This window comes from Bradyrhizobium sp. Kon58 (assembly GCF_055807455.1).
Genome location: NZ_JBVVOT010000186.1, coordinates 1 through 399, shown reverse-complemented (window position 1 = coordinate 399; position 399 = coordinate 1). Strand labels below are relative to the sequence as shown.

Sequence of the window (399 nt, the reverse complement as noted above, 5' to 3'; positions counted from 1 at the left end):
GCGGTTGGCCAGGGTCTGGAACACAAAGGCCAGGGCCAGCATGCCCACCGCCGTGATCCCCCAACCGCAAGCCCGAGCTGGACTCCGGCCTGTATGCCTACGCCAAGGCCGGGTTCGGCGACTACATGGGTTTTTCGTCCGCCTGGGGTTACTGGATCAGTGCCTGGCTGGGCAACGTCGGTTACTTCGTGCTGCTGTTCAGTACCCTCGGCTACTTTTTCCCGATCTTTGGCGAAGGCAATACCCCCGCGGCGGTGATTGGCGCCTCGGCGTTGCTGTGGGCCGTGCATTTTCTGGTGCTGCGCGGGATCAAGGAAGCGGCGTTCATCAACCTGGTGACCACTGTGGCGAAGATCGTACCGCTGCTGATGTTTATCGTGATTGCCGCCGTGGCGTTCA

At 61.7% G+C, this 399-nt stretch carries 1 pseudogene; it reads left to right on the top strand.

The annotated features are described in order from the left end of the window. Positions 1–65 precede the first annotated feature (65 nt). Positions 66–399: pseudogene (locus AC0L20_RS40055) on the top strand (amino acid permease); the annotation flags it as partial.